Annotated in this window: 11 protein-coding genes; 3 read left to right on the forward strand and 8 right to left on the reverse strand. The window is 71.6% G+C overall.

What is annotated here, in order from left to right; translation table 11 throughout:
- Nucleotides 1-2: 2 nt before the first annotated feature.
- The 4 genes from ACSHV8_RS37095 to mca form a co-directional block, all read right to left on the reverse strand.
- The gene (locus tag ACSHV8_RS37095; RefSeq protein WP_436523661.1) at nt 3-1,997 is read right to left on the reverse strand and encodes a thioredoxin domain-containing protein; all 1,995 of its coding nucleotides are present in this window, start codon (nt 1,995-1,997) and stop codon (nt 3-5) included.
- A gap of 158 nt (nt 1,998-2,155) precedes the next feature.
- Nucleotides 2,156-4,645: a putative bifunctional diguanylate cyclase/phosphodiesterase gene (locus ACSHV8_RS37100; protein ID WP_436523663.1), complete on the reverse strand. Its 2,490-nt coding sequence runs from the start codon at nt 4,643-4,645 to the stop codon at nt 2,156-2,158.
- Between the two features lie 243 nt (nt 4,646-4,888).
- Nucleotides 4,889-5,242, reverse strand: coding sequence for a hypothetical protein (locus ACSHV8_RS37105; protein ID WP_436523665.1), 354 nt, complete (start codon nt 5,240-5,242; stop codon nt 4,889-4,891).
- A 16-nt stretch (nt 5,243-5,258) separates the two neighbouring features.
- On the reverse strand, nt 5,259-6,143 hold the full coding sequence (mca, locus tag ACSHV8_RS37110) for a mycothiol conjugate amidase Mca (RefSeq protein ID WP_436523667.1): 885 nt from the start codon (nt 6,141-6,143) through the stop codon (nt 5,259-5,261).
- 112 nt (nt 6,144-6,255) lie between these two features.
- Between mca and ACSHV8_RS37115 the strand changes: the two genes are divergently transcribed.
- Together ACSHV8_RS37115 and greA are read left to right on the forward strand one after the other, a co-directional pair.
- Nucleotides 6,256-6,678: a DUF4307 domain-containing protein gene (locus ACSHV8_RS37115; protein ID WP_436523669.1), complete on the forward strand. Its 423-nt coding sequence runs from the start codon at nt 6,256-6,258 to the stop codon at nt 6,676-6,678.
- 138 nt (nt 6,679-6,816) lie between these two features.
- Nucleotides 6,817-7,311, forward strand: a complete 495-nt coding sequence (gene greA / locus ACSHV8_RS37120) for a transcription elongation factor GreA (protein ID WP_436523671.1) — start codon at nt 6,817-6,819, stop codon at nt 7,309-7,311.
- Between the two features lie 54 nt (nt 7,312-7,365).
- Here greA and ACSHV8_RS37125 read toward each other — a convergent pair whose 3' ends face one another.
- The 4 genes from ACSHV8_RS37125 to ACSHV8_RS37140 form a co-directional block, all read right to left on the reverse strand.
- Nucleotides 7,366-8,637 carry a M48 family metalloprotease gene (locus tag ACSHV8_RS37125; RefSeq protein WP_436523673.1) on the reverse strand — a complete coding sequence of 424 codons (1,272 nt, stop codon included), beginning with the start codon at nt 8,635-8,637 and terminating at the stop codon, nt 7,366-7,368.
- A gap of 42 nt (nt 8,638-8,679) precedes the next feature.
- Nucleotides 8,680-9,915: a threonine ammonia-lyase gene (gene ilvA, locus ACSHV8_RS37130; RefSeq protein WP_436523675.1), complete on the reverse strand. Its 1,236-nt coding sequence runs from the start codon at nt 9,913-9,915 to the stop codon at nt 8,680-8,682.
- Nucleotides 9,916-10,012: 97 nt separating this feature from the next.
- Entirely contained in the window at nt 10,013-11,371 is a 1,359-nt protein-coding gene (locus ACSHV8_RS37135; RefSeq protein ID WP_436523677.1) for an amidase, read from the reverse strand.
- A 28-nt stretch (nt 11,372-11,399) separates the two neighbouring features.
- On the reverse strand, nt 11,400-12,551 hold the full coding sequence (locus ACSHV8_RS37140; RefSeq protein WP_436523679.1) for a cystathionine gamma-synthase: 1,152 nt from the start codon (nt 12,549-12,551) through the stop codon (nt 11,400-11,402).
- 24 nt (nt 12,552-12,575) lie between these two features.
- Here ACSHV8_RS37140 and ACSHV8_RS37145 point away from each other — a divergent pair, with 24 nt between their 5' ends.
- Nucleotides 12,576-12,995: an HIT family protein gene (locus ACSHV8_RS37145; RefSeq protein WP_436523681.1), complete on the forward strand. Its 420-nt coding sequence runs from the start codon at nt 12,576-12,578 to the stop codon at nt 12,993-12,995.
- Nucleotides 12,996-13,021 lie beyond the last annotated feature (26 nt).

Here is a 13,021-nt window from a genome sequence, read left to right on the forward strand (position 1 = left end):
CCTCAAGACTGCCGGAGGCGGGCGATCAGGTCCTTCGAGGTGGTGACCGGGCGGTCGCAGACGAAACCGCGGCAGACGTACGCGGTGGGCTGACCGTCGGTCAGCGGACGGCCGGCCAGCAACGGGACACCGGCCAGGTCCGGGGCGCCGGCAACGATCACCGTACCGCCCGGGGCCTCGCGGTAGGCCTCCGTGACCAGCGGATCGTCGAGGTCGTCGGTGGCGATGGCGATCTCGTACGGCCCGGTCAGGACCGCCTCGGCCACCGTCGCCGAGTAACCGGCGAAGCGCGGGTGCCCCTCGATCAGCGGCCCGACCGTGGCCAGGGCCGCGTCGGCCGCCTCGCGGTAGGACGTCCCGCCGGTCAGGGCCGCGTACGACACCAGCGCCGCGCACACCGAGGCCAGGCCGGACGGGGTGGCGTTGTCGGTCGGGTCGGCCGGGCGGGTGAGCAGCTTCTCGGCGTCGTCGGCGGTGTCGTAGAAGCCGCCCGAGCCCGTACCGAAACGGGCCAGAGCGACGTCGAGCAACTCGCCGGCCGACCGCAGCCACCGCGGGTCGGCGGTGATCTGGTGCACGGCCAGGAACGCCTCGGCGACGCAGCCGTAGTCCTCCAGGACGCCGGCCGGCTCACCGACCGTGCCGTCCCGGGAGACCCGGCGCAGCCGGCCGTCCACCAGGTGGCGCTCGGCGAGCACCCCGGCCAGCTCGACCGCGGCCGTACGGGACTGATCGGAACCGGTCAGCACGCCGTGCTCGGCCAGCGCCGTGACGGCCAGGCCGTTCCATGACGCGACCACCTTGTCGTCCCGGGCCGGCTGCGGACGTTCCGCGCGGGCCGCGAGCAGCCGGGCCCGCACGTCCCGCCACCGCTCGACAAGCTCGGGGGCGGCCTCGTCGATGTCACGGCCGAGCACCAGCACGCTCCGGCCGTGCTCGAACGTGCCGTCCGCGGTGACCCGGAACAGGTCGGCCGCCCATTCACCGTCGGTGTCGCCGAGCGTCGCGGCAAGGTCGGCCGGGGTCCACGCGTAGGTCAGGCCCTCCACCCCGTCGGTGTCCGCGTCCAGCGCCGACGCCAGCCCGCCGGCCGGAGTGCCCAGGTCACGCAGCAGGAACGCGGCCGTCTCGTCGGCGATCCGCCGGGCCACCACGTCACCGGTGAGCCGCCACAGCTGCGTGTAGACGCGCAGCAGCAACGCGTTGTCGTAGAGCATCTTCTCGAAGTGCGGCACGGTCCAGGTCGCGTCCACCGCGTAGCGCGCGAAACCGCCGGCCAGCTGGTCGTAGATGCCGCCCCGGGCCATCCGCTCGGCGGTGTGCCGGACCAGCTCCAGGGCCTCGGCAGAACCGGTTCGCTCGTGGTGACGGAGCAGGAACAGCAGATCCATGTGCGGCGGGAACTTGGGGGCGCCGCCGAATCCGCCGTACGTCTCATCGTGCTCTTTGATCAAAGCCTGCGCCGCGGCCGCCAGCATCTCGGCCGACACGGCCGCGGTCGGACCACCCACGAGCTGGGCGCCACCCACGGCCTCGACCACGGCGGCGCCCTGCTTGAGCACGTCGTCGCGCTGATCCCGCCAGGCCGCGGTGACCGAGGTCAGCAGGCGGGTGAACTGCTGCTTCGGGAAGTAGGTCCCGCAGTAGAACGGGTCGCCGCCGGGGGTGGCAAAAACGGTCATCGGCCAGCCGCCCTGGCCGGTCATGGCCTGCGTCGCGGTCATGTAGACGGCGTCGACGTCGGGGCGTTCCTCACGGTCCACCTTGATCGCCACGAAGTCGGCGTTGAGCTGCGCGGCAACCGCCTCGTCCTCGAACGACTCGTGCGCCATCACATGACACCAATGGCAGGCCGCGTAGCCGACCGAGATCAGCACCGGCACATCGCGCCGGCGCGCCTCCGCGAACGCCTCGGCCGACCACTCCCACCAGTCCACCGGATTGTCCCGATGCTGCTGAAGGTAGGGCGACGTCGCGCCGGCGAGGCGATTGGCCATTCCGCCACTCCTGAACTCGGAAATCGGGCGTCACGATGATCCCGTAACACCCGAGTTTGACACACCCGTTCGGCCGATCCCGGATGCGACCAACGGGTCGCTTCGTCGTTTTTCACAAGATAAATGCCCGATTGGGTACGGCGGGTCCGGCGCGATCGTCAGGAAGCGCCGTCGGCGCGCAGTTGGGTGATCGTCGCCGAGGAGGACTGGCGCAGCTGCAGGAGGGCCTGCACGATCTTGTCGGCCGGCATCGGCTTGCAGAAGTGGTAGCCCTGGGCCGACGGGCAGCCGAGCGCGATCAACGCCGCCCGCTGTTCGACGGTCTCGATCCCTTCGGCCACCACCCGCACGCCGAGCCGTGCGCCGAGTTCGACCGCGCCGCGCACGACCGCGCCCGCGGCCGGCTTGTCGATCATCTCGTCGACGAACGAGCGGTCGATCTTGATCTCGTGGACCGGGATCCGGGTGACCGAGGAGAGTGACGAGAAGCCGGTGCCGAAGTCGTCCAGCGACAGCTGCACCCCGGTCGCTTCCAGCCGGGCCAGCACCTCGTCGACGATGTCCCGCTCGCTGACCGCCACCGACTCGGTGATCTCCAGGACCAGGCGGGAGGCCGGGGTGCGGTGCCGCCGCAGCGCCTCGGTGACCTGCGCCGGGAAGGTGGGGTCGGTCAGGCTGCGGGCGGAGACGTTCACCGACACCGGCACGTCGATTCCGGCCGCCGTCCAGTCCGCGGCGGCGGCCAGGGCCAGGTCGAGGACCCGGCGTGTGAACGGGATGAGCAGTTCGCTGCGTTCGACCGCGGGCAGGAACTCGCCCGGCGAGAGTTGCCCGCGCCGCGGGTGCCGCCAGCGGACCAGCGCCTCGCAGCCGGTCGGTTCGGAGGTGATCAGGTCGACGGCCGGCTGCAGGTGCAGCACGATCTGGTCGTCGGCGGCGAACGCGTCCTGCAGTTCGGCCAGCAGCGCGAGCTGGTCGGTGCTGCTGGCGTCCTGGCCGCTGTCGTACGTCCCGACGGTGAGCCCCTGCTCCTTGGCTTTGCCGGCGGCGAGGGAGGCCCGCCGGAGCAGTTCGTTGACCTCGACGTGCCCGGCCGGGGCGACGACCGCGCCGACGGTCACCTCGACGGCCAGCCGCACCCCGGCCACCCGCATCGGGAGACGCAGCTGCTCCACCAGTTCGCGGGCCCGGCGCAGGGCCTGGGACAGGCTGTGCGGGGCGCCGTGGGCCCAGCCGGCCGGGTCGGCGAGCGCGGTCAGGGCGGGCATCAGCAGCGCGAACTCGTCGTCGCCGATCCGCGCGACCAGTTCGCCCGGGCGGGCCTGGCCGGTGAGCCGTTCGGCGATGAGGCGCAGCACGTCGTCGCCACCACCGTGCCCGAGGGTGCTGTTGACGCCCCGGAAGTCGACCACGTCGAGGAGCAGCAGGGCGGCGGGCCGGCCGCGCTCGCCCGAGCGCAGGATGGTGTCCCCGTCGGCGACCAGGGCGGATCGGTTGATCAGCCCGGTCAGCGGGTCGTGCACCCGGTCGTGTGCGACTCGGGCGTCCAGTTCGGCGATCCGCTGGTGGACGGCCGCCTCGTGCAGGGCGCCGGCCAGTGCTTCCCCGTACGCCGTGATGGCCGCCTCGTCGTGCGGCACCGGCAGGGTGGGTTCGCCGAACCAGACGGTGAGTTCGCCGAGCGGTCGCCCGGCCACGGCCATGCTGCGGGTGACCGCCGGGCCGGAGCTCGCGCCGGCCGGGTCCGGTCCGGGGCCTTCCTGGGTGTATCGCCGGCTGCCGTGTTCGGGGCTCAGCTCCAGTTCGGCCCGGCGGGCGCCGAAGACGTCGAGCGCGCCGCGCAGGCCGGCCCGGGCCACGTCGGCCTCGGTGGCGCCGGGGAGCCGTGCGGTGGCGGCCGCGAACGCCTCCCACATGCGGCGCTGCTCGGCCGCGCGCAGGTGGAACCGGTACGTCCGGTGCAGCAGCCACAGCACCGGGCCGAACGCGATGAGCCAGAGCGGCTCCCGGACCAGGGCGAACACCGCGCACAGGCCGACGATCACGTTGCCCGCGGACATCGGCGCCTTGGCGTAGAGGACCTTGGCCGCGACCTGCCCGGGTGGCGCGTCGCGCTGCAGGATCAGGGTGATGACGACCAGGCCGAACGTGACCAGCAGATAGGTCGCCGCGCCGGCCGCCAGGGCCAGCGCCAGCCGCCCGCTGTGCACCCCGGCGTCGCCGGCCAGCAGCGACGTGACCAGGGTGGCCGCGGCGACGCCGAGGGTCATCGAGGCGACCAGGTGGACGACCTCGGCGACGCTGTGCAGCCCGGTCAGCCAGGCCAGCAGCAGCCAGGCCGCGCCGATCCCGGCCAGGGTGGCGGCGGGCAGCCAGCCGGCCGGGCAGATCACCAGGCCGACCACCACGGCCGCTTCGGCCCAGCTCACCGAGACCGCGTCCGGGCCGAGCCGGAAGCGTAGGCCGGCCAGTTGGGCGATGGCGGCGAGCACGGCCGCGACGAGACCGCCGTCGACCGGCGACAGCGGGCTGCCGGGCGGCAGATGTACGGGTTGGAGCGCCCCCAGGAGCACGGCCGCGAGAGCGGCGACGACCACGGCGACGGTGAGGACACGTGTCGGTCGCTGAGCCCAGCCGGGGACGGTCATGGCCGGATCCACTGTCGGGGGACGCTCGGCACGGGACGATGCACGTGCAGATGGGACTGTGAGACTCGGCGCCGGAATGCAGTCATCTCGGCGCCCCCTTCCGCGCAGGGTCCAGGAACCGTGTGGTCCCCGGCGGAAGGCTAAATCAATCCTGATGAACGCAACAGGGCTTGACGCTCGGCGACTGACCACACTCGCCACCCGCCGCGGCCCGGAACCCGGGCGCGGCGAGCGACGGCATGATCACTGTGCGGTTCGGCCGGAGTCCGATGCGGACTCATGTTTCGGCTCCGGCACGGCCGCCACCTCGCCTTCCGTGGCGTCGACGGTCTTGGGCGATCGACCCGCGTCGACACCGTCCGCTACATCGTCGCCGGAACGCTCGAGATCGGCATTGAGCCGCGCGATTTCCGCCACACGTGCGCGCTCGGCCTCGTCATCAAAACTGTCGGGAAGCCGACGAATGCGCTTGTTCATGTTGCGGATCAACACGACGGTCGCAATACACATCAGCACGATCAGGAACAGGCCCATCGGGCCGGCCAGACCGCCGTCCCGGGTGTCCCCGAAGTTGTTGACCGCGATGGTAATGTCCACGCCCCCAGACTACTGCTCAGGCGGCGTCGACCTTCTCCCGGATGCCCGCGAACAGGTCCGACTCCGGGATCGGGCTGTCGACCAGCGAGCGGGCGAGCTCGAAGTCCTCGGTGGGCCACACCTTCTGCTGCATCTCCAGCGGGATGTGGAACCAGAACCCGTCCGGGTCGACCTGGGTGGCGTGGGCGCGCAGCGCGTCGTCACGCACCGAGAAGTACTCCCCGCACTCGACCCGGGTAGTGATCTTGTCACCGCGGTCGTCACGGTCGGCCCACTTCTCCAGCCACTCCGCGTACGGCGACTCGAGGCCCTGCGCCAGCATGCCCTCGTGCAGGGCGAGCATCCGCGCGCGGGTCCAGCCGGAGTTGTAGTAGAGCTTCGACGGCTGCCACGGCTCGCCCAGCTCCGGGTAGAGCTCCGGGTCGCCGGCCTGCTCGAACGCGACCACCGAGACCTTGTGGCACATGATGTGGTCGGGGTGCGGGTAACCACCGTTCTCGTCATAGGTGGTCATGACGTGCGGGCGGAACTCGCGGATCAGCTTGATCAGCGGCTTCGCCGCCTCCTGCGGGTCCTGCAGGCCGAAGCAGCCCTCCGGCAGCGGGGGCAGCGGGTCGCCCTCGGGCAGCCCGGAGTCGACGAAGCCGAGCCAGGCCTGGCCGACCCCGAGGATCTCGCGGGCCCGGTCCATCTCCTTGCGGCGGATCTCGGTGATGTTGGCCAGGACCTCGGGATCGTCCTTCAGTTTGGGGTTGAGCACGCTGCCGCGCTCGCCCCCGGTACACGTCGCGACGAGCACCTGGACGCCCTCGGCGACATATTTCGCCATCGTGGCGGCACCCTTGCTGGACTCGTCGTCCGGGTGCGCGTGCACGGTCATGAGACGCAGTTGCTCTGCCACGTTGATTACCCTCTCGACCAGGCCTGCCGTCGGCGGGCCGGGACCGGCTGCGAAGATGGACTCTGCCATTCTGGCCGATCCCACCGACAACAAACGCACGAGAGGCCCCCAGGTGAGCGAGACGCGCGCCACAACCCCGGTGTTCCCGCCCGGTAGGTACGGCCGCCGCCGCGACGGTCGCCGGCGCAGTCCGCTGCCGATGTATGTCGCCGGTGCCGTCTTCCTGGTCGTTGCGCTCGCGTTGACCTGGGGCTACTACCAGAAGTTCGGGCAGACCGACTACAGCCCGGAGATCGTCGGCTGGAACGAGCCGACCGACGCCCAGATGGTGATCAAGTTCCGGGTCCGGGTGCCGAAGGGCGAGACCGCCTCGTGCGTGCTGCGCGCCCGTGACTACCAGGGCTACGAGGTGGGCACCAGGACCATCGAGGTGCCCGCGAAACCGGGCGGCGGCGAACTCGTTGTGACCGAGTCCGTGCCGACAACCGCGCGGGGTTCGGTGGGCGACGTGATGACCTGCCGGCCGGCCGGCTGAGCGCACTCGGGGGACATCGACCGATCCGGCCGGATGCGTACCGCTGGTAAGGTTAGTGATTCGCTGCGTTCACGACGCACTCATTTCCCGCACCGCCCGTTCAGCTTTCGCGTTCCCGTTCCAGCAAGGAGATCGACCGTGTCCAGTTCCGAGGCGCCGAAGACCTGGCTCTCCCAGGACGCACACGACCGGCTGCAGGCCGAGCTCGACGAGTTGATCGCGGGCCGCCCGGCCATAGCCGCGGAGATCAACGCGCGGCGCGAGGAGGGCGACCTCCGGGAGAACGGTGGCTACCACGCGGCTCGCGAGGAGCAAAGCCGCCAGGAGGGCCGGATCCTGTACTTGAAGGAGTTCCTCCGCAACGCCGAGGTCGGCGAGGTCAAGGCCGCCGACTCGGTGGTGCCCGGCTCGGTCGTGACGATCTACTTCGACGACGACCAGAGCGACACCGAGACGTTCCTGCTCGGCTCGCGGGAGATCTCGTCCACCACCGACCTGACGGTCTACTCGCCCGAGTCCGCGCTCGGCAAGGCCATCCTCGGCTCCCGCCCGGGCCAGACCGTGACCTACACCGCGCCCAGCGGCGCCGACATCAAGGTCACCGTCGTCAAGTTCGGCGCCTTCGAGGGCTGATCCGCGAGGAAAGCCCGCCGCCGGTCGTGCCGAGGCGGGCTTTCGCGCACAGCTTCACCAGGTCGCGGCCGCGAGCTCGCGGCGCACTCGCTCGTAGTGCGCGGCGAGCTCTTCGTCCATCTGGGCCTGTTCCAGGTCGGTGAGGACCACCGCGGCGGGCTGTTCCGGCCGGGCCGCGATCAGGCCGGCCCGCAATCCGGTCGGTGGGTGAGAGGCAAAAAGCGATGCTTCCGTACGGCGGCTGAGCTGCCGAAATGCGGAAACGTCAGGTTCCAGCCGGGCCCGTGACTGCTCGGCCGCCGCCCGCCAGGCCACCGCGCCGTGGCCCGCCCGGGCCTCCCGCCGCACGACCGTGTCGATCGCGTCGTGCAGCAGGAACGCGTCGAACAGCCGGATCGCCGACGAACTGCCGCCCACCTTCGCCGCCAGTTCGTCGGCCAGGTACTCGGCCCGCTGCGAGTCCCGCCGGCTGATCCAGACCAGCAGCAGATGCAGCAGCCCGACCAGTCGCGCGAGAGTCCCGCCGACCAGATCCAGCAGCACCTCCGCGATCATGCCGACCAGGCCGTCGGCCCGGGTACGCCGCCGGTCCGGCCGCAGCAGGTACGCCACCGCTCCCAGGGTGCTCTCGGCGGCCTGGGTGATCAGGCCCCGCCGGACGTCACCGTTCACGAAGTGGCCGAGCTCGTGACCGAGCAGCGCGACCCGTTCCTGCGGGTCCAGCGCGGTCCACAGCGGGGCGCCGAGGGTCAGCACCCGTTGCCGCCGCAGCCCCACCATGCTGGTCGAGGCGTTGAACTCGGCCGAGAGCAGCACCCGATCGGGTACCGGGGTCCCGGCCGCCGCGGCCACCTGGTCGATCAGCGCGAACAGCGTCGGAGCGGTGGTCCGGTCGAGTTCCTCGGCGTCGCGGAGGAACGCCGAGAGCCGGCCCAGCCGGGGCCGCAGCACCACGGCGATCAGGATGAGCAGCGCGCCGATCAGGTTGACCGGCGAGAAGAACTCGTAGGTGAGCAGCCAGACCCCGGCCACCAGGATTGCCGCCACCATCGCCAGCAGCACCACCGAGAGGGCGATGGTGGCGATCCGGGCCGACCTCGCCGCCCGGGCCGGCGACGGCGCGTCGCGCAGCTCGGTGTACTGGCGCTCGGTCAGCCAGTACGCGGTCCGGAACAGCCGCCGGTCCACCCAGCGCCAGCCGAACTCCGGCCGCCGCTCCTTCTCGAAGTGGTCCAGATTCCACTCACAGGCCGGGCACCACGGCTCGGCCGAACGCTTGCTGATCGTCGCCGCCGCACACTTCGGGCAGCTCTCTCCCGTTGACACGAGCGGTGATCATGCCCGAGCGCATCGATCGGCGCCACCCCGTCACGGGGTGGCGTCGGCCAGCAACGAGACCCGATAGCCGGCCTCGCGCAGGGCGCTGATCAGGGCCGCCGAGTGGGCCGGGCCGCGCGTCTCGACCGAGAGCGCCACCTCGGCCTCGCCGAAGCTGAGCCGCGGGCTCTGCCGGGTGTGCTCGACGTCGACCACGTTGGCCCGCTGCTCGGCGATCTGGCTGAGCAGCCGGGCCAACTGGCCGGGCCGGTCCGGGCAGCGCACGGCCAGGCGCAGGAACCGGCCGGCCGAGGCGAGACCGTGTTCGATCACCCGCAGCAGCAGCATCGGGTCGATGTTGCCGCCGGACAGGATCGCCACCACCGGGCCGCCGTCCCGCGGCGGCACGTAGGCGCCGGTGAGCAGGGCGGCCACCCCGGCCGCACCGGCCGGCTCGACCACCATCTTGTGGCGTTCCAGCAGCACCAGCAGGGCCGCCGACAGATCCTCGTCGGTGACCGTGACGACCTCGTCGACCAGCTTCGCGACGTGGGCGAAGGTCAGGTCACCGGGCCGCATCACGGCGATGCCGTCGGCGATCGTGGCGACCGAGTCCAGCTTGCGCGGGGCGCCGGCGGCCAGCGAGGGCGGGAACGCGGCCGCCCCGGCCGCCTGCACGCCGACGATCCGCAGGTCGGGCCGGAGCGCCTTGGCCGCGACGGCCAGACCGGAGATCAGCCCGCCACCGCCGACCGCGGTGACGATCGTGCCCGCCTCCGGGCACTGCTCCAGGATCTCCAGCGCCAGCGTGCCCTGGCCGGCGATCACGTCCGGGTGGTCGAACGGGTGGATCAGCACCGCCCCGGTGCGCCGGGCGAACTCGTTGGCCGCCTCCAGCGCGTCGTCGACGCTCGTCCCCGCGTACTCCACCGCGGCGCCGTACCCCTTGGTCGCGGTGACCTTGGGCAGCGGCGCGCCCTCGGGCATGAAGACGGTGGCCTGGATGCCGAGCAGCCCGGCCGCGAGCGCCACGCCCTGCGCGTGGTTGCCGGCGCTGGCCGCGACCACGCCGCGGGCGCGGTCGGCCTCGGAGAGGCGGGAGATCCGGGTGTAGGCGCCGCGCACCTTGTACGACCCGGCGCGCTGCTGGTTCTCGCACTTGAGCCAGACCGGCACCCCGGTGATCTCGCTGAGCGGCCGGGAGGTGACCAGCGGCGTGGTCTTCACGACCGCACCGAGATTTTCCCGGGCCGCTTCGACGTCGGCCAGGGAGAGCAGGTCCGTCATGGCGCCCATCGTGCCACCCGCCCGGCGGCGGCTTCCCGGCTGGTTCTCCGGGGTGCCTCAGTCCTCCGGAAGGACCCCGGGGAACCAACCCGGAGCGTTACACCAGGGCGTGCCGCTGCCAGGGGTTCTGCAGCTCGAACTGGCCGGCCAGGGAGAGCAGCAGCAGCTCCGAGTCGGGCGGCCCGACCAGCTGCACGGCGAGCGGCAGACCGTCCGGCCGGAAACCGACCGGCACCACGATCGCCGGCAGGCCGGCGAAGTTCCACGGCGCCTGGTACGGCGCGTACCGGGCGTTGGCCTGCATGTTCTGCGCCCACGAGAGCGAGGAGAAGGAGAGCGCCTCGGGCGGCGCGGTGGCCAGCGCCGGGGTCAGCAGCACGTCCACGCCGCGGTCGGCGAAGAACCGGATCGACCGCTCCCGCCAGGCCGCCCGCTGCGACGCCCGCACCAGGCCGGCCCGGGTGACCGCCCGGCCGAGCTGAATGTGCCGCTGGGTGCGCGGCTGCAAAGAGCGAAGATCAAGACCTTCAGAATTCTTGTACGCCCCGGCGAACCACGTCGCGAGCACACCGAGCGCGACTCCGGTCGGGTACTTCGGGTCCGCCCCGACGGTGTCGTGCCCGGCGTCGACCAGCAGTTTGGAGGCCTTGGCGACGGCCGACACGTTCGCCTCGTCGGGCTTGACCCCGGCCACCGGCGAGCGCAACGACACACCGACCCGCAGCTTCGACGGCTCGACCAGCTTCACCGGCGCCTGACCGGCCAGCACGCTGAAGCCGAGCGCGGCGTCGGCCACCGTGGTGGTCAGCACCCCGTTCTCGACCAGGCCGAACCAGTCCTTGTCGCCGAAGTCGACCGGCACCACACCACGGCCCGGCTTGAGCCCGACCAGCCCGCAGCAGGCGGCCGGGATCCGGATCGAGCCCAGCCCGTCGTTGCCCTGCGCGATCGGGACCAGCCCGGCCGCCACCGCGGCGGCCGAACCACCGGAGGAGCCGCCGGGCGTACGGTCCAGATCCCACGGGTTGCGGGCCGGCCCGTCCTCGTCGTCGGTGGTCGCCCAGAGACCCATCTCCGGCATCTTGGTGACGCCGACGACCACCGCGCCCGCCCCGCGCAGCCGGCGGACCACCTCGTGGTCCACCTCGGCCACCTCGTCGGTGCGGGCCGCCGCCGAGCCGTGCCAGGTGGGCAGGCCGGCGACCGCGGTGTTCTCCTTGACCGCCACCGGCACGCCGGCCAGCGGCAGGTTGGCCAGGTCCTCCTGGTCGTCGACCTTTTCCGCCTCGGTGATCGCCTCACCGCCGCGGACCACCCGGAACGCGCCCAGCGCCGGGTCGGAGATGCCGATCTGCTCCAGGTGGTCGGCGACGACCTGGGTGGCGTTCGTATCCCCGCGCCGCACCGCACGGGCGATCTGCTTCGCGGTGGCGCCCACCCAGGTCGTCGGTTCCATCTCGCAAAGTCTCCCGCTTGTGAAATGCCTAGCCCAGCGCCTGCTCGAGGTCAGCGAGCAGATCGTCAACGGTTTCGATGCCGACAGACAGTCGCACGAGATCGGCGGGAACTTCAAGCGCTGAGCCCGCAGCCGACAGATGTGTCATCTGCCCCGGGTGCTCGATCAGCGATTCGACTCCGCCCAGCGACTCGGCCAGCACGAACAGCTTCGCCCGGTTGCAGATCTCGATCGCCTGCTCGGCTCCGCCGGCCGCCCGGAACGACACCATGCCACCGAACCGGCTCATCTGCTTGGCCGCGGTCTCGTGGCCGGGGTGCGTGTCCAGGCCCGGGTAGAGGACGCTCGCGACCTTCTTGTGCTCGCTCAGGTACCCGACGATGCGCTCGGCGTTGTCACAGTGCCGGTCCATCCGTACGCCCAAGGTCTTGATCCCCCGCAGGGTCAGCCACGCGTCGAAGGGGCCGTTGACCGCGCCCATCGCGTTCTGGTGGAACGCGAGCTCGTCCCCCAGGCCGGCGTCGGCCACCACGAGACCGCCACCCACGACGTCGGAGTGCCCGCCCAGGTACTTGGTCGTCGAATGGATCACCACGTCGGCACCGAGAGCCAAAGGCTGCTGAAGGTACGGCGAGGCGAACGTGTTGTCGACCGCGAGCAGCGCGTCGAACTCGTGCGCCAGCCCGGCCAGCGCCGTGATGTCGGCAATGTTGAGCAGCGGGTTCGTCGGCGTCTCGGCCCAGATCAGCCGGGTGTGGCCGGGGCGGAACGCGGCCCGGACGGCGTCCAGGTCGTCCAGCGGGGCCGCGGTCCAGTCCAGGCCCCAGCGCTCGGCGACCTTCGAGAACAGGCGGTACGTGCCGCCGTACGCATCGTTGGGGATGACCACGTGGTCGCCCGGCCGGCAGACCGCACGCAGCAACGTGTCCTCGGCGGCGAGACCACTCGCGAAGGCCAGGCCGCGACGGCCGCCCTCGATCGCCGCGAGGCACTCCTGCAGGGCATCCCGGGTCGGGTTGCCGGATCGGCTGTACTCGTAGCCGAGCCGCGGGGCGCCGACCGCGTCCTGCGCGTACGTACTCGTCTGGTAGATGGGCGGAACCACCGCGCCGGTGCGGGGGTCCGGGTCCTGACCCGCATGGATCGCGAGGGTGTCGAACCCGTAGTCATCGGTCGTCATGTAGCGCAAGGCTAGTCTCACCCTGTGGCCGACTGCGTGTTCTGTGGGATCGTGGCGGGAACCGTCCCGGCGTTCGTCGTCGCCGATTCGCCGGACGGCCTGGCCTTCCTCGACACCCGGCCGGTGTTCAAAGGCCACGTCCTGGTCGTCCCGCGCCCGCACATCGTCCAGCTCACCGAGCTGCCGACCGACCTTCTGCCTGGATATTTCGGACTTGTTCAGCAGGTCGCGGCGGCCGTCCCCGTCGCCTTGAACGCGACCGGCACCTTCGTGGCGATGAACAACCTCGTCTCCCAGTCCGTCCCGCACCTGCACACCCACGTCGTCCCCCGCACCAAGGGCGACGGCCTGCGCGGATTCTTCTGGCCCCGCCGCAAGTACGAGAGCGACGACGAGGCCGCCGAGACCGCCGCTGCCATCGCCGCCGCCCTCGGTAAGGAATAGCTCCCTCCCGGTGTTACAGACACTGG

The organism is Actinoplanes sp. HUAS TT8 (assembly GCF_051380535.1).
GTDB lineage: Bacteria > Actinomycetota > Actinomycetes > Mycobacteriales > Micromonosporaceae > Actinoplanes.

Bases quoted from the DNA above. Each gene is read 5' to 3' on its own strand.
- ACSHV8_RS37095 (WP_436523661.1), bottom strand. From the start codon at position 1,997: ATGGCCAATCGCCTCGCCGGCGCGACGTCGCCCTACCTTCAGCAGCAT.
- ACSHV8_RS37100 (WP_436523663.1), bottom strand. From the start codon at position 4,645: ATGACCGTCCCCGGCTGGGCTCAGCGACCGACACGTGTCCTCACCGTC.
- ilvA (WP_436523675.1), bottom strand. From the start codon at position 9,915: ATGACGGACCTGCTCTCCCTGGCCGACGTCGAAGCGGCCCGGGAAAAT.
- ACSHV8_RS37135 (WP_436523677.1), bottom strand. From the start codon at position 11,371: ATGGAACCGACGACCTGGGTGGGCGCCACCGCGAAGCAGATCGCCCGT.
- ACSHV8_RS37140 (WP_436523679.1), bottom strand. From the start codon at position 12,551: ATGACGACCGATGACTACGGGTTCGACACCCTCGCGATCCATGCGGGT.